Source organism: Kribbella sp. NPDC049227 (assembly GCF_043197265.1).
Lineage (GTDB): Bacteria > Actinomycetota > Actinomycetes > Propionibacteriales > Kribbellaceae > Kribbella.
On sequence record NZ_JBICST010000011.1, the window covers coordinates 300385 to 320191 of the forward strand.

Consider the following 19807-nt stretch of genomic DNA (forward strand, 5'->3'; position numbering starts at 1 on the left):
AGACGTACCGCAGCTGAGGGAGTACCTCCATGAGACCAGTCCGCATCGGTGCCCAGGTGGCACCGCAGCGCGCCGAGTACGCCGCGATCCGCCGGGCCGCCGCCGAGGTCGAGGACCTGGGCGCGGACATCCTGTTCACCTGGGACCACTTCTTCCCGCTGGGCAAGGTGGCCGAGGGCAAGCACTTCGAAGGCTGGACGATTCTCGCCGCGTGGGCCGAGCAGACGTCCCGGATCGACCTCGGGGTTCTGGTCAGCTGCAACACCTACCGCAACCCTGACCTGCTGGCGGACATGGCCAGGACCGTCGACCACATCAGCGGTGGGCGGGTCGTGTTCGGGATCGGTGCCGGCTTCAAGGAACGCGAGTTCCTCGAGTACGGGTACGAGTTCCCGTCCCCCGGGCGCCGGGTGGCCGAACTCGCCGATGCCCTGCCGCGGATCGAGAAGCGCCTCGCCGCGCTGAACCCGCCGCCGGTCGGCCCGATGCCGATCCTGATCGCCGGTGGTGGCGAGCAGAAGATGCTCCGCGTCGTCGCCCGGCACGCCGACATCTGGAACACCTTCGCCGAGGGCGAGGACCTGGTGCGAAAGCTCGGTCTGCTCGACAGGTACTGCGCCGAGATCGGCCGCGACCCGGCGACGATCGAGCGCTCCGTCCATGTCGGCGGCGATCCGTGGCAGGTCGGTCCGCCGCTGCGTGAGCTCGGCGTCAGCCTGTTCACGGTCTCCACCAGCGGCCCCGACTACGACCTCGACACCATCCGCCGCTGGATCGCCTGGCGCGACGAACAGAACGCCTGACGCTCATCCTCGCCCCCGAGGACTCGTAACGGGTTACCTGCCGGCAGCTGTTGGGTGGACTTGGCCGGTGTATTTCTCGCCGGGGCCCTGGCCTGGCTCGTCGGGGACGGTCGAGGATTCCTTGAAGGCGAGTTGCAGGGAGCGGAGGCCGTCGCGGAGGGGAGCGGCGTGGTGGTGGCCGAGGCTGGGGGCCGAGGCGTCGAGGAGGCCGGCCAGTGCGTCGATGAGGGAGCGGGCCTCGTCGAGGTCCTTGTGGTCGGGGAGGTCTTCGGCGAGGCCGAGGTTGACGGCGGCGGCGCTCATCAGGTGGAGGGCAGCGGTCGAGATGATCTCCACGCTGGGTACGTCGGCGATGTCGCGCGACACCGTCGACAGTGGGTCGGGCGTGGGGCCGGACTGCGAAGTGGCACCTGAGTCGGTCATGCTGCTACTCTTACACGGCGACCGACCTGGTCTGATGGTGACCCCTGAGCGGAATACTCGAGGCGATCCAGAGGTTCAAGTCTAAGCGGAGGGCCACCTCCCACCCAGTCGATGCACAGTCGGCGGGTCCCGGTCACGCTGAGAGATTCTGGAGGACATCCGGAGAATCGAAGCGATCGTACGGCGTACCACCCGGAGGGGTTGGGGCGTCGTCGATCTGGGAATTGGGCCTTCGTGTGAATCGCACGAGGGCCTTTGTCGTTCCCGGGCTCTCACCGCGATCACGAGGTGGCACCGAAACGAGCACAACCCAGGAGGACCCATCACCATTGAACTGCGCGTCAACGAGCGCATCCGCGTTCCCGAGGTGCGACTGGTCGGACCGAACGGTGAGCAGGTAGGCATCGTCCGGATCGAGGACGCACTTCGGCTGGCACAGGAGGCCGACCTCGACCTGGTCGAGGTCGCTGCGACCGCAAGGCCTCCGGTCTGCAAGCTGATGGATTTCGGCAAGTACAAGTACGAGACCGCGCAGAAGGCGCGCGAGTCCCGCCGGAACCAGACCAACACGGTCATCAAAGAGATGAAGCTTCGGCCGAAGATCGACCCGCACGACTACGAGACCAAGAAGGGTCACGTCGTCCGGTTCCTGCGTGCCGGTGACAAGGTCAAGATCACCATCATGTTCCGCGGACGTGAGCAGTCCCGCCCGGAGCTCGGCTTCCGGCTGCTGCAGCGGCTGGCCGAGGACGTGAGCGAGCTCGGCTTCGTCGAGTCCTCGCCGCGGCAGGACGGCCGGAACATGATCATGGTGCTCGGACCGCACAAGAAGAAGTCCGAGGCGCGCGTGGACGTGGAGGCCGAGAAGGCGAAGAAGCAGGCCGAGCGTGAGGCTGAGCACCAGGCGGAGCGCGCCGAGCGCGCCGAGCAGGTTCAGGCGCACGAGGCCGAGCGAGCCGCCGGCTCCACGAAGAAGCCGAAGGGTCCGGCAGACAACCTCGACCCGGAGTGACGTGATTGCTCCGGCCGGCCGTGAGGACAGCCGGAGCACGGCACCGAGTTCGAGTCAACGAAAGAACAACAGGAGTACATAGCCATGCCGAAGATGAAGACCCACTCGGGGATGAAGAAGCGCGTCCGGATCACGGGCTCGGGCAAGGTCCGCCGCGAGCAGACCGGTATCCGCCACCTCGCCGAGGCGAAGTCGTCCAAGCGCAAGCGCCGTCTGAGCGGCACCGTCGAGGTCGCGCCGTCGTACGCGAAGAAGGCCAAGAAGCTTCTCGGCATCTGAGCACCGCCCTTCCCCCCGAACATCCCCGCCGAGTGGGCCCAGTCCGTCTCCGGCGCAGAAATACAAGGAGTAACACCTCATGGCACGCGTGAAGCGGGCAGTCAACGCCCACAAGAAGCGCCGGGTCGTACTCGAGCAGGCCAGCGGTTACCGCGGCCAGCGCTCGCGGCTGTACCGCAAGGCCAAGGAGCAGGTCACCCACTCGCTCGTCTACGCCTACCGTGACCGCAAGGCGCGCAAGGGCGACTTCCGCAAGCTGTGGATCCAGCGGATCAACGCTGCGGTCCGGGCCGAGGACCTGACCTACAACCGGTTCATCCAGGGCCTGCGGCTGGCCGAGGTCGAGGTGGACCGCAAGATCCTCGCCGACCTGGCCGTCAACGACCCGGCCGCGTTCTCCGCGCTGGTGCAGGTGGCCAAGGCCGCCCTGCCGGCCGACGTGAACGCGCCGAAGAGCGACGCCGCGGCCTGATCCACCACCCTTCTCAAGTAGCACTCGAGTGGCGAGCCCTGGTCTGCTGACCGCACAGTCCGTGCGGATCAAGCAGGCCCGGCGGCTCGCCACACGTGCGTTCCGGCGCAAGTCCGGCCGGTTCCTGGTGGAGGGCCCGCAAGCGGTCCGCGAGGCGCTCGAACATCGCGAACTCGTCCTCGAGGTGTACGCCGAACCGGACGTCGCGACCCGGCATCGCGATCTGCGCGACCTGGCCGGCGCCGCGGGCGTCGCGTGGTTCGAGGTCAACCGGGCCGCCATCGAAGCCCTCAGCGAGACGGTCACCTCGCAGGGCGTGGTCGCCGTCTGCTCGCTCGTCAACGTCCAGTTGGAGCTGGGACCCACCACGAAGCTGGTCGCGGCCGGCGTGCAGGTCCGGGACCCCGGCAACGTCGGCACCCTGATCCGGACGGCGGACGCAGCCGGGGCGGATGCCGTCGTACTGTCGTCGGAGTCCGTCGACCCGCACAACCCGAAGGCGGTCCGGGCCAGCGTCGGCAGCATCTTCCACGTGCCGATCACGACCGACGTCGACATCCACGAAGCCGTCAAAGCCTGGCGTGATCACGGCCTGCAGGTGCTGGCAGCCGACGGGTACGGCGCCAGCGACCTGGACACCTGTATCGACGACGGCACCCTCGCCAAGCCCACCGTCTGGCTGTTCGGCAACGAGGCGCACGGACTGCCCGACGGGTTCGACGCGATCGTCGACCGTTCGGTGAAGGTCCCGATCTACGGCCGGGCCGAGTCGCTCAACCTCGCCACCGCCGCGGCCGTCTGCCTCTACGCGTCGGCCCGCGCCCAGCGGCGTACCGCTACTTCGTAACGCGGGTCGCGAGGCCGTCGAGGAGAGCGTCGAGGCCGAACACGAAGTTCTCGGTGAGGCTGGAGTCGAGACCGAGCGAGGTCCGGCGGCGGACCGACTTCTGCATCTCCGGGTACTCACTGGCCACGGCCTGAGCCTGCTCCATCATCTCGCTGACCCAGGTCTCCTCGGACCTGCCGGACTTGCGGACCATCTCGCGGGTGGCGACCTCGGCGCTGACCGTGCCGAGGACGTACGACATCACGCTGCTCATCGCCAGGTCGATGTCGCGGTCGGCGAAGCCGCCCGCCTCGAACAGCACCAGGCCGCGGGACCCGAGCGACATCGCGTTCGGGCCGAGGCTCGGCCGGGTGTACATCACCTCGGGCAGCCACGGATGCCGCAGCACCGCGGACCGCAGGCTGTGCCCGAACAGCATCGCCCCGCTCCGCCACCCGGCCAGCTCCGGCTCGGGGACGTCGATCTCGCCCCACACCTCGTCGATGAGCAGGTCGACCAGGTCGTCCTTGGTCGGCACGTGCCAGTAGAGGCTGGTCGCGCCGGCATCGAGCCTGGCCGCCAGCTTGCGCATGCTCAGCCCGGTCACGCCTTCGGAGTCCAGGATCGCCATCGCGGTCTTCACGATCTGCTCCCGGCTGAGAGTCTCGCGCGGCGGTGCCTTGCGTTCCCGGGTCCAGATCGGTTCCTTCATGCCGCCATGCTACTCAGGACTCGCACACTGTACGAGCTTGTCGTACAGTGTGCGAGTGACTAGTACACCGTTCGAGTCCACCGCGACCGGTCATCCGCGACGCTGGTGGATCCTGATGATCCTGTGCTTGTGCCTGCTGGTGCTCGTCGTCGACAACACCGTGCTCAACCTGGCGATCCCCTCGCTGATGCGGGATCTCGACGCGACACCGGCGGACATCCAATGGGTGATCGACGCCTACATCCTGGCGTTCGCCGGCCTGCTGCTGACTGCGGGCAGCCTGTCCGACCGGTTCGGCCGGCGGAAGATGCTGCTGCTCGGCCTCGCACTGTTCGGCGTGGCTTCGGTCCTGGCCACGCTGGCCGAGACGCCGTGGCAGCTGATCGCCTGCCGCGGGCTGATGGGTGTCGGCGGGTCGCTGTTGATGCCGAGCACGCTGTCGCTGCTGTTCACGGTGTTCCCGCCGGAGGAGCAGCGCAAGGCGATGGCCGGCTGGTCGATGGTCGCGATGGTCGGTGTGATCGCCGGTCCGACGGTCGGCGGAGTGCTGCTGAACCACTACTGGTGGGGCTCGATCTTCCTGCTGAACGTGCCGATCGCAATCCTGGCGATCATCGGCACCCTCGCTCTGATCCCCGAGTCGCGTGGACCGGCCCGGGAGGTCGACCCGGCCGGTGCGGTGCTGTCGATCATCGGCATGGCCGCCATCGTCTGGGCGATCATCTCGATCCCGGCCGACGGGATCGGCTCGGCGAAGGTGCTCGGTGGGCTGGCGGTCGGTGTGATCGGTCTGGCCGGGTTCGCCCTGTGGGAGAAGCGAAGTGAGCACCCGATGGTGCCGCTCGCGCTCTTCCGGGACCGCAACTTCAGTGGCACGAGCTTCTCGATCGTGCTGCTCTCGTTCACCGCCGGCGGACTGCTGCTCGCGCTGACGCAGTACCTGCAGTTCGTCCTCGGCTACACCCCGCTGAAGGCCGGCCTCGCGCTGATCCCGTACGCCGTCGCGGCCACGGTGTTCAACGGTCTCGGGGCGACACTCGGCAAGAAACTGGCGGACCGGACGCTGATCGTGATCGGTCTGGCGGTCATCGCCGGAAGCTTCGGCATCCTCACCCAGGTGTCCGACTCGACCGGTTACGGCCTGCTGATCGTCGGGCTGCTGGTCATGGGGGTCGGCGGCGGTCTGGCCGGACCCGCGGCGTACACGCTGCTGATGTCGGCGGTCCCGCCGGACCACCGCGGCGTCGGTTCGGCCATGAATGACACTGTCCAGCAGACCGGTGCCGCTCTGTCGGTCGCCGTACTGGGCAGTGTCCTGGCGGCCGCCTACTCTTCGTCCCTGCCGGACTCGGTCCCGGAACCGGCCCGCAAGTCGATCGCGGACACCATCGCCCTCGGCCCGGACTTCCTGGACGGCGCACGCACCGCCTTCACCAAGGCGATGTCGATCTCGATGACGGTCGGCTGGATCGGCGCCCTGGCCGGTGCCGTGGTCGCGTTGCTCGTCCTGCCCAGGCGCCGGAGCGACAACGCGCCGGAGGAGCCGGTGCCGGCAGCGACCGCGGACACACCTTCCTGATCCCGGTACCCCGCCCCGGCACTCCAGCGCCGGGGCGGGTCGCCGCTGGATGGACAGCCGATTCACGCTTGGCGGGTCAAGGTTCCTAGACTGCAATCCGCAGAAGTTCCGAATCGAGAGCGAGCCATGTCCGGTCCCAACACTGATTACGACCCGGTCGAAGTGACGCCGTTGCACGCCGAAGAGGTGGAGCGGACCCGCGACGAGGCGCTGCAGGCCTTTACCGAGGCGGCCGATCTGGCCGCGCTGCAGGACGCGAAGGGCACGCATCTCGGAGAGAAGTCGCCGATCGCGCTCGCCAACCGGGAGATCGGCGCGCTGCCGCCGCAGGCCCGCAAGGAGGCCGGGCAGCGGATCGGTGCGGCCCGGAAGGCGATCAACGAGGCCTTCGCCGGCCGGCTCGCCGTACTGGAGGCCGAGCACGAGGAGCGGATGCTCGCCACCGAGCGGGTCGACGCGACGCTGCCCTGGCACACCCCGGAGCTCGGCGCGCGGCACCCGTTGTCGCTGATCTCGGAGCAGGTCGCCGACGTGTTCACCGCGCTCGGCTGGGACGTCGCCGAAGGCCCCGAGGTCGAGGCCGAGTGGCTGAACTTCGACGCACTGAACTTCCAGCCGGACCACCCGGCCCGGCAGATGCAGGACACCTTCTTCGTCGAGCCGGCCGGCTCCGGGACCGTGCTGCGGACCCACACCTCGCCGGTGCAGGCGCGCTCGATGCTGACCCGCAAGCCACCGATCTACGTGGTCGTCCCGGGCCGGGTGTTCCGCACCGACGAGCTGGACGCGACGCACACGCCGGTCTTCCACCAGGTCGAAGGCCTGGTGGTGGACGAGGGCATCACTCTCGCGCATCTGAAGGGCACGCTCGACCACTTCGTCGTCTCGATGTTCGGCGAGGGCCTGGAGGCCCGGCTGCGGCCGAACTTCTTCCCGTTCACCGAGCCGTCGGCCGAGGTGGACCTGAAGTGCTTCGTCTGCCGCGGCGCGTCCGTCGGCAACCCGGACCGCCCGTGCCGCACCTGTGGCAGCGAGGGCTGGATCGAGTGGGGTGGCTGCGGCGTGGTGAACCCGCGCGTCCTGCAGGCCTGCGGCATCGACACCGACCGGTACTCCGGTTTCGCGTTCGGGATGGGCCTGGAGCGGACGCTGATGTTCCGCAACGGGGTCGAGGACATGCGGGACATGGTCGAGGGCGACGTGCGGTTCAGCCGCCAGTTCGGGATGGAGATCTGATGCGGGTCCCACTGTCATGGCTTCGTGAGTACGTCGACCTCCCGGCCGAGGTCACCGGCCGCGATGTCGGGGAGAAGCTGATCCGGGCCGGCCTCGAGGTCGAGACCGTCGAGGAGTCGGACCTGACCGGGCCACTGGTGGTCGGCAAGGTGCTGACGTACGAGGACGAGCCGCAGAAGAACGGCAAGACGATCCGCTGGTGCTCGCTGGACATCGGCAAGGACGAGCCGCAGTGGGTCGTCTGCGGTGCGAACAACTTCGAGGTCGGCGACCTGGTCGTCGTCGTCCTGCCGGGTGCGGTGCTGCCGGGCGGGTTCGCGATTTCCGCGCGGAAGACGTACGGCCATGTCTCCAGCGGCATGATCTGCTCCAGCTCGGAGCTCGGTCTCGGTGACGACGGCTCGCACGGCATCGTCGTCCTGGAGCCGGGTGAGGCCGTGCCGGGTGACGACGCGATCGAGTTGCTGGCCCTGCGCGACGACGTACTCGACATCGCGGTCACGCCGGACCGGGGCTACTGCCTGTCGATCCGTGGCGTCGCCCGCGAGGCGGCCACGGCGTACGGCGTGGAGCTCAAGGATCCGGCCGGTCTGACGCTGACCGGCTCGGGCCAGGGCGGTTACCCGGTGCGGGTGGACGACCCCGAGGCGTGCAGCGTGTTCGTCACCCGCACGGTGACCGGTATCGACCCGAAGGCGCTGTCGCCGCGCTGGATGCAGAAGCGGCTGCTCGCGTCCGGGATGCGGCCGATCTCGATCGGCGTCGACATCACCAACTACGTGATGCTCGAGCTCGGTCAGCCGATCCACGGCTACGACAAGGCCCGGCTGAGCGGCGAGATCGTCGTACGCCGGGCGACCGCCGGCGAGAAGCTGATGACGCTGGACGACCAGACCCGCGAGCTGGACGCCGAGGACCTGCTGATCACCGACGACTCCGGCCCGATCGGCGTCGCCGGGGTGATGGGTGGTGCATCCACCGAGATCTCGGACGCGACCACCGATGTGGTGATCGAGGCCGCGCACTTCCACCCGATCGTGATCGCGCGCGCGTCGCGGCGGCACAAGCTGTCGTCCGAGGCGTCCCGGCGGTTCGAGCGCGAGGTCGACCCGCTGCTGCCGCGGTACGCCGCTCAGCGCGTCGCCGACCTGCTCGCCGACCTGGCCGGCGGCACGATCGAGGCCGACGAAACCGTCGTCGACACCCACGCACTGCCGGAGCCGGCGACGATCCGGGCCGACCATGCTGCCCGCGTCGCTGGTGCCCCGATCACGCTCGGGGAGACGGTCCGCCACCTGGAGTCGGTCGGCTGCACGGTGGCACCGGCCGCCGCAGACGCCGTGGCGACCCCGCTGGCGGCCGGCGCTCACGCCTCGGCGCTGGCCGAGGCCGGCGTGACCACGGTCGACGGGCGAGAGCTCGCCGGGGACGACCTGTTGAGTGTGACGCCGCCGTCGTGGCGGCCGGATCTGCAGGATCCGAACGACTTCGCCGAGGAAGTCATCCGCCTGTTCGGCTACGACAACGTCCCGTCGATCCTGCCGTCCGCGCCGGGTGGTCAGGGTCTGACCGTGGCGCAGCGCCGTCGCCGCCGGGTCGCCACCGCGCTGGTCGGCGCCGGCCTGACCGAGGTCGTGTCCTACCCGTTCACCGGTGAAGCGGACTTCGACGCGATGGGCCTGCCCGCCGACGACCCGCGTCGTACGACGGTCAAGCTGGTCAACCCGATCTCCGACGAAGAGCCGTCGATGCAGACCATGCTGCTGGCGACGCTGCTGCGGACCGCCGAGCGCAACGTCGGCCGTGGCGCCACCGATCTGGCCATCTTCCAGACCGGTCTGGTGTTCCTGCCGAAGGGCGAGTCGAAGCCGGCGCCGCTGCTGCCGGTCGAGCAGCGCCCGAGCGACGCCGAGATCCAGACCCTGAACGACGCGCTCCCGGACCAGCCGCTGCACGTCGGGGTGGTGCTGACCGGTGCGCGGACGCCGACGGGCTGGTGGGGCAAGGGTCAGCCGGTCGGCTGGGCCGACGCCGTGCAGCTCGCCCGGACCATCGCATCGGCCGTCGGCGTCGAGCCGAAGGTGCGCAACGGCGAGCAGGCACCGTGGCATCCGGGCCGGTGTGCGGAGTTCTCCGTCGACGGCAAGGTCGTCGGTCATGCCGGTGAGCTGCATCCGAAGGTGTGTCAGGCGTTCGGGCTGCCCGCGCGGTCGAGTGCGGTAGAGCTCGACCTGGAGGCCCTGATCACGGCCGGCCCGGCGTCGATCGCGGCACACCCGTTCTCGTCGTACCCGGTGGCCAAGGAGGATGTGGCGCTGATCGTCCCAGCCGACGTGGCCGCGGCGGAGGTCGAGGCGGCGCTGGTCGAGGGCGCCGGCGAGTTGCTGGAGTCGGTCCGGCTGTTCGACCTGTACACCGGCGAGCAGATCGGCGAGGGCAAGAAGTCGCTCGCGTTCGCGCTGCGCTTCCGGGCGGCGGACCGGACGCTGAAGGAGAACGAGGTGGCCGACGCGCGGCAGGCCGCGGTCCAGGTCGCCGTCGATCGCTTCGGCGCCGTCCAGCGGGTCGGCTAGTCGTATGGCCGGGCCGGGGCACCCGCGGGTGGCGGTCGCCGCGCCCAACCTGGCGGCGGCCGACGCGGGGGTCCGGGTCGCGGCCGAGGGTGGCAACGCGGTGGATGCCGCGATCGCGGCCACCCTGGTGACGATGGTGAACGAGATCGGCGTGGTCTCGCCGGCCTCGGGCGGCTTCGTCACCCTGCAGGTCGCCGGCGGCGATGCCGTCACCATCGACGGCTGGGTGGAGATGCCCGGCCGCGGTCTGCCCGCGGAGCGGTTCGGCCAGGGCGTCTGGGACGTCACCACCGATTACGGCGGCGGAACGACGACGACCGTCGGCCACGGGTCGGTCGCGACTCCCGGCGGGATGAAGGCACTCGACCTGGCCCATCGCCGATCGGGGAAGGCGCCCTGGCGCGAGGTCGTCCAGCCCGCGATCGACGTCGCCCGCAACGGGTTCCCGCTGAGCCGGACGTCGGGCTACTACCTCGGCTTCACCCACGAGATCATCTTCGGCTGGCACCACCCGAGCCATCGGGTCGTGCACGAGGAAGACGGTTCGGTGATCAAGGCCGGCACCACGTTGGTGATCCCCGAGTTGGCCGAAGCGCTCGAACTCATCGCCCGCGACGGCGCCGAGACCATGTACACCGGTCAGCTCGCCCAGCTGCTCATCCACGACATGGCCGAGAACGACGGCATCCTGACTGCCGAGGACCTGGCGGCGTACGAGGCCGTCGTACGCCCAGCGCTGATGGTCCGGCAGAACGGGTGGCGGCTGGCGACCAACCCGCCACCGGCCGTCGGGGGAGTGGCCGTCGCCGCGATGCTCGCGTTGCTCGACGGCGTACCCGCGGACGGCAGCTGGAACCAGTCCGAGCTCGAGCGGCTCGTCGAGGTGCAGCACGCCGTACTCGGGCAACGGCTCGCGGAGCTCGACGGGGAGGACCTGCGGCAGCTGGAGAGCAAGAAGCTGCTGGATCTCGCCGCGGCTGGTGACCTGCGTGCACTGAGCTCACCCAGTACGGCGACTGTCTCGGTGGTCGACGACGAAGGCGATGCCTGCGCGATCACGGTCTCGTCCGGCTACGGATCCGGCGTACTGACACCAGGCACCGGCATCTGGCTGAACAACGCGCTCGGTGAGCAGGAGTTGCTGCACGGCGGACCGCACAGCCTGGCGCCCGGGACACGGCTGACCTCCAACATGGCGCCGAGCGTGGCCCGCCGCGACAGCGACGGCGCGGTGCTCGCGATCAGCTCACCCGGATCGGACCGGATCCCGACCGCGCTGGCCCAGGTGTACGCGCTTTACACGCACGGCGGCCTGCCGCTGGCCGACGCCGTCGAGCACCCGCGGCTGCACGTGCGGGTCCGGCAGGACGTGGTGGTCGACTACGAGGACGACCTCCCGGTGTCCGGCACGACCTCGCTGCCGACCCGGCCGATGCCGCCGCACTCGATGTACTTCGGCGGTGTCGCGGCCGCGTTCTGGGATCCGGCCGACGGGCTGGTCGCGGTCGGCGATCCGCGGCGGACCGGCGGGGTCGCCATCTCGCCGCCGACCTGAGCGCGTCTTGAGTAAGGTCATCCCTTCGGCCGTTCGAACTGGAAGGTCTGCAGACCATGCCGGACCCTGAGCTCTCCGTCGTCGTACCGATGTACGACGAGGAAGAGGTGCTGCCGATCCCCTTCGAGCGGATGCACCCGCTGCTGAACGGACTCGGGATCAGCTACCAAGGACATCAGGAATCGGTACACCACCGATGAAGCGGTCCCTCCCCTGGCTGCTGCCGTTCCTGGTCGCGGTCATCGGGCTGCTCTCGGTCGACGTCGGACCCGGCCCCATCGTCAAGTACGCCGTCTACTTCGCGCTGGCGATCGCACTCCCGGGCACTCTCCTCCTGCGCGCGGCCTGGCGTAGTACGGGCAACTGGGCGGAGGACCTCGGCCTCGGCTCCGTCGTCGGTGCGACCTGGCAGCTGATCGGCTGGGCTCTGTTCACCGCACTCGGCTGGCAGCGCTGGCTCATCATCTGGCCCTTGCTGGTGCTGATCGCCTTCGTCTCGGTACGGCGCCTGCGCGAGTGCTGGCGTATCGCCGACCCGAAGCCACTGCCCGTCGCGTGGACCTGGGCACTGGCCGTGTCGGCGACGGTCATGGTCGGCGCGACCACCGTCGGCGTGCTGGCGTACCACCCGATGCCGCCGGACGGGTCGGCGTACTACCCGGACCTGCTCTACCACCTGTCACTGGTGAACGAGTTGACGCGGTCGGTGCCGCCGGAGTTGCCGCAGGTGGTGGGGGAGCGGCTGGAGTACCACTGGTTCGCGGACGCCGACATGGCCGGGGCCGTGGACATCACCCGGTTGACGCCGATGATCGTGCTGTTCCGGTTGTGGCTGCTGCCGTGGCTGGTCGTCGTACTGCTGGTGTGCGCGACGCTGGCGCGGACCGTGAGTCGCACCTGGTGGACCGGCCTGCTCGCGGCCATCGCCCTGGCCGCGCCGCAGTTGTACTTGTTCTTCGACACGAGTGTGAATCTGGCGCCGCCGGTCAGCTTCCTGAGTCCCTCGCAGACGTTCGGGCTGGTCGCCTGTGTGACCGCGGCGGTGTTGCTGATCGAGCTGTTGTTCAGGAACGCCGGGGGCTGGTTGTGGGTGGTCGCGATCGCGGTCGCGATCGTCGGCGGTGGGTCGAAGCCGACGGTGCTGCCGCTGCTTGTCGCGGGCGTCGGGCTGGCCGCGGTGTTCCTGCTCGTGACGACCCGGCGGGTGCCGCGGCGGATCATCGTCGCCGGTGTCGTGCTCGTGGCGGTCGGCGTTGGAACGTTGCTGACGGTTGCCGGGAGCACCAATGGTTCGAGCCTGCAGTTCCTTGCGGTCCTCAAGTCGCTGCCCGTCTACACGGCCGCGACCGGTGATACGACGCCACCGGGGGAGGGCGGTCTGATCCTGCCGGGGCTGGCGCATGGTGCGGTGATCGGGACGCTGACGCTGGTACTCGCCGTACTGCTCACGCTCCAGGCGATGGCGTGGGCCGGTTTCGGCGTCGCGGGCCGGCGGGATCCGGTCGCGTGGTTCCTGCTCGGTGCGATGATCGCCGGCTGGGCGGGGTACCTCCTGATCGACCATCCGTCGGTGAGCGAGTCCTACTTCATCTACACCGCCGCGCCGTTCAGTCTGGCGGCAGCGGGATGGTTCGCCGCCGTCAGTGTGCGTGCGGCCGAACGGCCGATCCCGGTGGCGGTCACGGCGTTCATCGTGTCGGTGGTCTGTGCTGGTCTGCTGGTGTGGGCGAGAGGTGTGCCGGCCGCTTCGCCGGGCCGTCAACTGTGGCTGAGCACGCGCGTGCTGCTCGTCGTACTGGCGTTGACGGTCGTGCTGCTGCTGGTGTGGCGACTGTTCTTCCGGCAGGCGGGTGGCGGGTTGCTCGTCGTACTGATGCTGCTGGCGATCTCGCCGATCAGTTCGTTCCTGCAGAGCGCGACGCATGGGGACACCGAGAAGTCGCAGACGAACCGGGCGCCTCACTGGTGGGTGTATCGGGACGAGACGTTGGCGGCGTTGTGGCTCGAGAAGCACTCCGCGCCGACCGATGTCGTTGCCACGAACACCTGGTGTCGACCGGCCGGACCGCAGACGCCCGGCTGTGATGCCCGCGGCTATCTCGTCAGTGGTATCGCTGGTCGCCGGACGTTGATGGAGGGCTGGGCGTACACGAACCAGGCGATGGCCGAGCAGGGTGCCGGCGGCCACCGGTACATCGAGCAGCCGTCGCCCTGGCCCGAGCGAGTCACGCTCACCACCGAGGCCCTCGCCACGCCGACGCCGGACCGCCTCCGCCGGCTCCGCGACGAGTACGACGTCCGCTGGCTGTACGCCGACGCCCGCGACGGGACCGTGTCCACCGAGCTCGACCGGCTGGCCACGTTGCGACACAGCATCGGCAAGGTCCGGATCTACGACCTCGGAGAGTGATTAGCCCGTAACATTGGGCCAGCGTAGGCCGTTACTTCTACGCTGGCCCGCCCGCCCCGCGGCCGAAGCATGCGGAAACGTGATTGCTCGGGAGGGCTGCACATGCGGGCGACGCGACCGGGCGCATCCATTCTGTTGGTGTTGGGCCTGCTGGCCCTGCCGTGCGTGGACGCAACCGCCTATGAAGTGCCTTCGGCGCCTTTCGTGCAGGGGGACTCGGCGACTGCGGTGATGCCTGGGTCGGGACTGAAGCAGACGATCACCGTGACGGGGCCGACGGAGTTGGTGGATGCGACGACGGCGGGAGTGCGGGGGACCGGGCCGACCACGTACGCGCCGCCGATAGCGCGCACGACGCCGGCTGAGGATCTCGTGGTGAAGACCGGGACCTGCGCGTCCACCGGAGGTTGTGGCGACCGCGGCACGGTGACGATCGCGTTCTCAGAGCCGGTCCGCAACCCGGTGCTCCATCTGGCCGGGATCGGCGGCGCGGTCACGCAGACCGTGAGCGACAAACCCACCGCGCAGTCCGAGCTGCACTCGGTGCTCAAGCTCACCACCGCCGGCCTCAGCCTGACGAAGGTCGGCCAGGGCAACAATCTCGCCGTCACCAGCGACACGATCACCGCCGCGAACCATGACGCCGGCCCGAACTGCAGCAACACCAAGACCGGCGCCGGCGGCCCCGACGCCACCGCAAGCGCCGCCTGCGGTTCCGTCCGGATCAACGGCGTCGCCACCAAGCTCAGCTTCGACGTGACCGCGATCTTCACCAAGCACCCGAAGCTCCCGGCGTTCAACACCCCGACCTCCGGCGACGCGTTCTCCGTGCTCGCGTCCACCGGCGAGGACTTCGGCGACGCCGCAGCGTCGTACGGCGCTGCCTGGTCGGTGCTCAGCGACGTACACCTCGGCAAGGACGCGACCGAGGACAACGCGACCGTTGCCAACGGCACCACCGGTCTTCAGGCGCCGGATCAGGCTGACGACGGCGTCACGTTCAAGCCGCTCCGCACGAACGCGACCGCCTACTCCGCGAGCGTCGCCCTCAGCGGCGCGTCCAAGGCGGGCCGGGTCTGCGCGTGGATCGACGTCGACCGCAACGGCTCCTTCCAACCCGCCGAGCGCGCGTGTACGACGTTCGCCTCCGGTCAGAGTGCGGCCACCCTCAACTGGACCAAACTCGCCCGCCCGACGGCGGGAGCGTCGTACGCGCGGGTGCGCATCGGCTACAACGACTCACAGGTGGAGAAACCGACCGGTGCTGCGGACGCCGGTGAGGTCGAGGACCACCCGATCACCATCGCGCCACCGCCTCCGCCGATCCTGCTCGACGACACCGCGACGACCGAGTTCAACACCGGACGGATCATCGATGTGCTCGGCAACGACAAGCCCGGCGACCCGGACGCGCCGCTCAAGCCGGGCTCGCTCTGCCTCGTCGACGGCACCAAGTGCGTCGAGATGGTCAACGTCGTCGGCCAGGCCAAGTACGTCGCCAGGTCCGACGGCAAGATCGACGTCGACCCGGTCCCGGGCTTCGTCGGCAAAGCCAAGCCGGTCACCTACCGGGTTGCCGACAGCAACGGCAGTACGGCGACCGCGACGCTGACCGTCAGCGTCGCGCTGCCCGCCGGTCCGGTCGCCACGCCTGACACCGCGACCACGCCGCAGAACGTCAGCATCGCGCTGAAGCCGCTCGCCAACGACCACGCCGCCCCTGGCGTCTCCCTGGTCGCCGGCTCCGTCGTACTCCGTGACCCGGCCGACGCGACATTCAAGAAGACGGTGGTCATCCCCGGCGAGGGCGAGTACGCCGTCAAGCCCAGCGGCGCCGTGGACTTCGTGCCGAAGCCGCAGTTCACCGGTGTCGGTACGTCGATCGGCTACCGCGTCACCGACACCACCAAGCAGACCGCCGAGTCCACGCTCGTTGTCACCGTCGCCCCGGTGACGCCCACCGCCAACGGCGACTCAGTGTCCACGCCGTTCGACACGGATGCCGTCGTACCCGTGCTGGACAACGATCTGCCCGGCTCTCCGGATGCACCGCTCGATCCCGCCAGCCTGCGACTCGTCGACCCGGTCAGCCACAAGCTCGTCGATCAGGTGACCATCGCGCGGCAGGCGACGTACTTGGTGGCCGATGGCAAGGTCACGTTCCGTCCGGTGCGCGGCTTCCACGGGGTTGGTACGGCGTTGACGTACCAGGTGCTGGACAAGAACGGGACCGCGGCGCGGGCGTCGCTGACGGTCTCGGTCGACGCCCCCGGTCCGCCGGTCGCGAACCCGGACGCGGTCACGATCCTGCAGGGCGCGTCGGTGCTCGTCCCCGTCCTGGACAACGACAAGCCTGGCCCGACCGGGTCGGCGTTGGTGCCGGGCAGCGTGAGGTTGATCGCGCCGACGCGTTCCGAGCCGAGGACGTCGGTCGTCGTCCCGGGCCAGGGCAAGTACACCGCGAAACCGGACGGCCGGATCCTGTTCGAGCCGGTCCGGACGTTCAGCGGCGCGGCGACGCCGGTGACGTACCAGGTCGCTGATGGCAACGGCGCGCTCGGAACGGCAGCCCTCGCGGTCCGGGTGACCAAGGTCCAGCCCGATGCCTCCGACGACACCGCGAGTACGGCGTACGACACTACTGCCTCTGTCGCAGTGCTGGCGAATGACACCGCAGGCAGCCCGGCGGTCCCGTTGGTCCCGAGCAGCGTGCGGCTGCTCGACCCGAAGACCCATCAGCCGAAGACCACGGTGGTCGTCGCCGGCGAGGCGACGTTCACGGTCGAGCCGGACGGGAAGATCGAGGTCGACCCGCTGCCGACGTACACCGGGGTCGCGGCGCCGATTACCTACCGCGTCTCGGACGTGAACGGAACGCTGGCCACCGCGACGCTGACCGTCACGATCGCGAAGCCGGCCGCACCGACCGCGAAGCCCGACACCGCCACCGGCAAACAGAACATCCGGCTGAACGTCGACCCGCTCGCGAACGACACCGCCGGACAGGGCACCGGCCTCGACCCGCTCAGTCTGGCTCTCCTCGATCCGGCCGACGGCTCGCTCAAGAAGCTGGTGAAGATCCCCGGTCAGGCCAGCTACCAGGTGAATCCCGACGGCACCGTCACCGTGGATCCGCTGCCGGGCTTCACCGGTACGGCGACCACCCTGACCTATCGCGTCACGGACAGATTCGATCAGGCCACCAAGTCGACCATCACGGTGACGATCACTCCCATCACTCCGATCGCGGCCGACGATGTGGCGACAACGCCGTACGACAAGACCGTCACGGTCAAGGTGCTGGCGAACGACAAGCCGGGTGACGCGACCGCGCCGCTGGTTCCGGGGACTCTGCTGCTCAGCGATCCGTCGGATGGCTCGTTGAAGCCGAAGGTCGCGATCCCGAACGAGGGTGTCTACACGGCGGCCGGGGGAGTGGTGACCTTCGATCCGGGCGCGACGTTCCGCGGACCGGGCACGCCGCTGACCTATCAAGTGGCCGATAGCAACGGAACGCCGACGACGGCGAAGCTGTGGATCACCGTCGGTCTGCCACCGGTCGCCGTCGCCGACACTGCATCCACGCTGCAGGACGTCACCGTGACCGTGAATGTGCTGTCCAACGACAGCCCGGGCACTGACGCCGAGCTCGATCCGGCGTCGGTCGGACTGCTGGACCCGGCTGCTCGGACGGCGGGGTACCTGAAGAAGGTCACGGTCGCCAATCAGGGCACGTACACCGTGCAGCAGAGTGGCGCTGTGGTGTTCGACCCGCTGCCGGCCTTCCGTGGCAAGGCGCTGGCGATCAACTACCGGGTCGCTGACTCGAACGGGAACTTCTCCGCGTCGACGCTGACGATGACAGTCACCCCGATCTGGCCTGTCACCGTGGACGATTCGGGCATCACGCCGTACAACCACCCGATCACGGTCGACGTGCTGGCCAACGACAAGGCGGGCGACCCGTCGGCGCCGCTGGTTCGGACGAGCCTGGTGCTGAAGGATCCGGCCGGTGGGTATCGCAAGACCATCACCCAGCCTGGCGAGGGCACCTACACCGCTGCGGATGATGGCTCGATCACGTTCACTCCGGTCAAGGACTACCAGGGGGTGACGACTCCGGCGACGTACCGGATCACCGACGACAACGGGTCGACCGCCGAGGGGCTGCTGTTCCTCACGGTCGGCAAGGGGCCGGAGGCGGTCGCGGACACAGCGGCCACGAAGCAGAACGTGAGGTTGACGGTCGATCCGCTGAGCAACGACAGGCCGGGTACGGCTGCTCAGCTGGAGAAGACCTCCGTCCAGGTGTACGACGTGAGCACGGGGCGCTGGGGGCGGACGGCAATGATCGCCGGGCAGGCCGCCTTCGTGGTGGATGCGGTGACCGGGAAGCTCACCGTTGATCCGGCCCCGGCGTACCGCGGTGTCGTCTCGATCGTCTACCGGGTGGCTGACACGAGCCGGAACTCGGCGACCGCGACCGTCGCCGCGACGGTGATGCCGGTGGTGCCCGTCGCGGCGGACGACAAGGCATCGACTCCCTTCGAGACTGCCGTGACCATCGCGGTGCTGGAGAACGACAAGCCGGGCGACGCTTCGGCACCGCTCGCGGTCGGCGAGGTGCGATTGCTCGATCCGGCGACCGGCGATGCCGTGACCTCGCTGGAGGTGCCGGGGCAAGGTCTGTTCACTGTCCAGCCCTCGGGTGGGATCCGGTTCGCGCCGGTGGATGGCTTCGCCGGTACGACGACGCCGGTCGGGTATCAGGTGGCCGACAGCAACGGCACCATCAGTGCGGCCGCCCTGACGATCACGGTCCAGGCTCGGCCGGTGGCGACGCCGGATGCGGCGCGAACCAAGCAACATGTGGCGGTGACGGTCGACCCGCTGGCGAACGACAAGCCGGGACCGGATGCGACCTTGGATCCGGCGACCTTGCTCTTGGTCGGTCCGGCTGGCGCATTGGTCGACGATGTGACAGTCGTCGGGCAAGGGGAGTGGTCGGTTGCCAAGGGCAAGGTGACGTTCAGTCCGGTGGCGACGTTCACGGGTACGGCGCGGTCGGCGGCGTACGAGGTGAAGGACAGCAACCGGAACCCGGCGCGCGCGACGATCACGGTGACGGTGGTGCCGGTGCGTCCGGTCACCGTCGACGACAGCGCTCGAACCGGGTTCGACCAGGCCGTCGTCATCCAGGTGCTCGGCAACGACAAGCCCGGCGACGCGTCCGCGCCGCTCGCGCCGGACTCCGTCGTACTGCGTGATCCGGCGGACGGTCAGGACAAGAAGGCGGTGACCGTTCCGGACGAGGGTGGTTTCGTGGTGGCCGCGGACGGCACGATCACGTTCACCCCGGCCAAGGGCTTCATCGGTACGACGCGATCCGTCGCCTACCGGGTCACCGACGCGAACGGCACGTCGAACACGGCGCTTGTCGACGTCACTGTGGCAGCGCCGATCCTCGCGAAGGCAACGGCGGACACGGCCACCGGTACGCCGGGCAACCCGGTCGCGGTCAACCCACTGCTCAACGACGACGGCGCGATCAATCCGGGGACGGTCTGCCTGCGCACCGGCTCGACCACCTGCACGAAGCGCGTCACCGACGCCTCCGGCACCTGGACCGTCGCTCCGGACGGCACCATCAGCCTCACCCCGGCAGCCGGCTTCACCGGAACCGCGAAGGTGTCGTACCAGCGCACCGATGCAACCGGTGCCGCAGTCACCGCCCCGGTCAAGGTCACCCTGGGAGCCCCACCCACGGCCGACCCGCAACCCCTCAACAACACCCAACTCCCCGCCACCGGCGGCCCACCAGCCATCCTCGTCACCCTAGGCACCCTCCTCACCGCCCTAGGCGCCACCCTCGTCGCCCTGGTCCGCTCCCGCCGCTAGCCCTCTGGGCAGGCCGAGTCGTGGATTGT

Annotated in this window: 14 protein-coding genes; 12 read left to right on the top strand and 2 right to left on the bottom strand. The window is 69.3% G+C overall.

The window, feature by feature from the left end; all coding sequences use genetic code 11:
* Nucleotides 1-29: 29 nt before the first annotated feature.
* Nucleotides 30-803: an LLM class F420-dependent oxidoreductase gene (locus tag ACGFH6_RS42395; protein ID WP_393396589.1), complete on the top strand. Its 774-nt coding sequence runs from the start codon at nt 30-32 to the stop codon at nt 801-803.
* A 33-nt stretch (nt 804-836) separates the two neighbouring features.
* On the opposite strand, the gene ACGFH6_RS42400 is transcribed toward ACGFH6_RS42395, so the two are convergent.
* Complete coding sequence (locus ACGFH6_RS42400; protein WP_393396591.1) at nt 837-1226, bottom strand: DUF1844 domain-containing protein; 390 nt, start codon at nt 1224-1226, stop codon at nt 837-839.
* Between the two features lie 280 nt (nt 1227-1506).
* Between ACGFH6_RS42400 and infC the strand changes: the two genes are divergently transcribed.
* The 4 genes from infC to ACGFH6_RS42420 all read left to right on the top strand — a co-directional run bounded on the left by infC (nt 1507) and on the right by ACGFH6_RS42420 (nt 3836).
* The gene (gene infC, locus ACGFH6_RS42405; RefSeq protein WP_393396646.1) at nt 1507-2238 is read left to right on the top strand and encodes a translation initiation factor IF-3; all 732 of its coding nucleotides are present in this window, start codon (nt 1507-1509) and stop codon (nt 2236-2238) included.
* Between the two features lie 84 nt (nt 2239-2322).
* Nucleotides 2323-2517 (top strand): 50S ribosomal protein L35, encoded by a 195-nt coding sequence (gene rpmI / locus ACGFH6_RS42410; RefSeq protein WP_133802843.1) that lies wholly within the window; start codon nt 2323-2325, stop codon nt 2515-2517.
* 79 nt (nt 2518-2596) lie between these two features.
* A complete protein-coding gene (rplT, locus tag ACGFH6_RS42415) occupies nt 2597-2989 on the top strand; it encodes a 50S ribosomal protein L20 (RefSeq protein ID WP_131367113.1) in 393 nt (130 codons plus the stop codon).
* Between the two features lie 28 nt (nt 2990-3017).
* A complete protein-coding gene (locus ACGFH6_RS42420; RefSeq protein ID WP_393396594.1) occupies nt 3018-3836 on the top strand; it encodes a TrmH family RNA methyltransferase in 819 nt (272 codons plus the stop codon).
* Here ACGFH6_RS42420 and ACGFH6_RS42425 read toward each other — a convergent pair.
* Nucleotides 3826-4527, bottom strand: a complete 702-nt coding sequence (locus tag ACGFH6_RS42425) for a TetR/AcrR family transcriptional regulator (RefSeq protein WP_393396596.1) — start codon at nt 4525-4527, stop codon at nt 3826-3828. The genes ACGFH6_RS42420 and ACGFH6_RS42425 overlap by 11 nt on opposite strands.
* 55 nt (nt 4528-4582) lie before the next feature.
* On the opposite strand from ACGFH6_RS42425, the gene ACGFH6_RS42430 reads away from it, so the two are divergent.
* The 7 genes from ACGFH6_RS42430 to ACGFH6_RS42460 all read left to right on the top strand — a co-directional run bounded on the left by ACGFH6_RS42430 (nt 4583) and on the right by ACGFH6_RS42460 (nt 19778).
* Entirely contained in the window at nt 4583-6106 is a 1524-nt protein-coding gene (locus tag ACGFH6_RS42430) for an MFS transporter (RefSeq protein ID WP_393396598.1), read from the top strand.
* A 126-nt stretch (nt 6107-6232) separates the two neighbouring features.
* Nucleotides 6233-7342 (top strand): phenylalanine--tRNA ligase subunit alpha, encoded by a 1110-nt coding sequence (pheS, locus tag ACGFH6_RS42435; protein WP_393396600.1) that lies wholly within the window; start codon nt 6233-6235, stop codon nt 7340-7342.
* Complete coding sequence (locus tag ACGFH6_RS42440) at nt 7342-9915, top strand: phenylalanine--tRNA ligase subunit beta (RefSeq protein WP_393396602.1); 2574 nt, start codon at nt 7342-7344, stop codon at nt 9913-9915. Before pheS ends, ACGFH6_RS42440 begins: the two co-directional genes overlap by 1 nt.
* A 4-nt stretch (nt 9916-9919) precedes the next feature.
* Entirely contained in the window at nt 9920-11470 is a 1551-nt protein-coding gene (locus tag ACGFH6_RS42445; RefSeq protein WP_393396604.1) for a gamma-glutamyltransferase, read from the top strand.
* A gap of 56 nt (nt 11471-11526) precedes the next feature.
* On the top strand, nt 11527-11670 hold the full coding sequence (locus ACGFH6_RS42450) for a hypothetical protein (protein WP_393396606.1): 144 nt from the start codon (nt 11527-11529) through the stop codon (nt 11668-11670).
* The gene (locus tag ACGFH6_RS42455) at nt 11667-13880 is read left to right on the top strand and encodes a hypothetical protein (protein WP_393396608.1); all 2214 of its coding nucleotides are present in this window, start codon (nt 11667-11669) and stop codon (nt 13878-13880) included. The genes ACGFH6_RS42450 and ACGFH6_RS42455 overlap by 4 nt, the downstream gene beginning before the upstream one ends.
* A gap of 264 nt (nt 13881-14144) precedes the next feature.
* The gene (locus tag ACGFH6_RS42460; protein WP_393396610.1) at nt 14145-19778 is read left to right on the top strand and encodes an Ig-like domain-containing protein; all 5634 of its coding nucleotides are present in this window, start codon (nt 14145-14147) and stop codon (nt 19776-19778) included.
* Nucleotides 19779-19807 lie beyond the last annotated feature (29 nt).

Coding starts and splice junctions, on each gene's coding strand:
- ACGFH6_RS42395 (WP_393396589.1), top strand. CDS start 30: ATGAGACCAGTCCGCATCGGTGCCCAGGTGGCACCGCAGCGCGCCGAG.
- ACGFH6_RS42400 (WP_393396591.1), bottom strand. CDS start 1,226: ATGACCGACTCAGGTGCCACTTCGCAGTCCGGCCCCACGCCCGACCCA.
- rpmI (WP_133802843.1), top strand. CDS start 2,323: ATGCCGAAGATGAAGACCCACTCGGGGATGAAGAAGCGCGTCCGGATC.
- rplT (WP_131367113.1), top strand. CDS start 2,597: ATGGCACGCGTGAAGCGGGCAGTCAACGCCCACAAGAAGCGCCGGGTC.
- ACGFH6_RS42425 (WP_393396596.1), bottom strand. CDS start 4,527: ATGAAGGAACCGATCTGGACCCGGGAACGCAAGGCACCGCCGCGCGAG.
- pheS (WP_393396600.1), top strand. CDS start 6,233: ATGTCCGGTCCCAACACTGATTACGACCCGGTCGAAGTGACGCCGTTG.
- ACGFH6_RS42440 (WP_393396602.1), top strand. CDS start 7,342: ATGCGGGTCCCACTGTCATGGCTTCGTGAGTACGTCGACCTCCCGGCC.
- ACGFH6_RS42445 (WP_393396604.1), top strand. CDS start 9,920: ATGGCCGGGCCGGGGCACCCGCGGGTGGCGGTCGCCGCGCCCAACCTG.
- ACGFH6_RS42450 (WP_393396606.1), top strand. CDS start 11,527: ATGCCGGACCCTGAGCTCTCCGTCGTCGTACCGATGTACGACGAGGAA.
- ACGFH6_RS42455 (WP_393396608.1), top strand. CDS start 11,667: ATGAAGCGGTCCCTCCCCTGGCTGCTGCCGTTCCTGGTCGCGGTCATC.